Below are 261 nucleotides of genomic sequence, written 5' to 3'. Positions count from 1 at the left end.
ATGCGGGAATAGCTCAGTTGGTAGAGCGTCAGCCTTCCAAGCTGAATGTCGCGAGTTCGACCCTCGTTTCCCGCTCCATCTCATGGGGATATGGCTCAGTTGGGAGAGCGTCGCACTTGCACTGCGAAGGTCAGCGGTTCGATCCCGCTTATCTCCACCATGCCTAGATAGCTCAGTTGGCTAGAGCATACGGTTCATACCCGTACGGTCGATGGTTCGAATCCATTTCTAGGCACCATATTTGTATAAAACGCTTCTTCT

General features: G+C 52.1%; 3 tRNA genes. All 3 read left to right on the top strand.

Annotation, left to right across the window (positions count from 1 at the left end):
• The first annotated feature begins 2 nt into the window (after nucleotides 1–2).
• The 3 genes from IX290_RS11535 (at nucleotide 3) to IX290_RS11525 (ending at nucleotide 238) form a co-directional block, all read left to right on the top strand.
• A tRNA-Gly gene (locus IX290_RS11535) sits at nucleotides 3–78 on the top strand.
• Between the two features lie 6 nt (nucleotides 79–84).
• Nucleotides 85–160: transfer RNA gene (locus IX290_RS11530), tRNA-Ala, on the top strand.
• A gap of 1 nt (nucleotide 161) precedes the next feature.
• Nucleotides 162–238 (top strand) — tRNA-Met (locus tag IX290_RS11525).
• Nucleotides 239–261 lie beyond the last annotated feature (23 nt).

This window comes from Fusobacterium sp. DD2 (assembly GCF_018205345.1).
Classification (GTDB): Bacteria; Fusobacteriota; Fusobacteriia; order Fusobacteriales; family Fusobacteriaceae; genus Fusobacterium_A.
The sequence above is the reverse complement of the archived record's forward strand: the minus strand, read 5'-3'. Positions and strand labels throughout refer to the sequence as shown.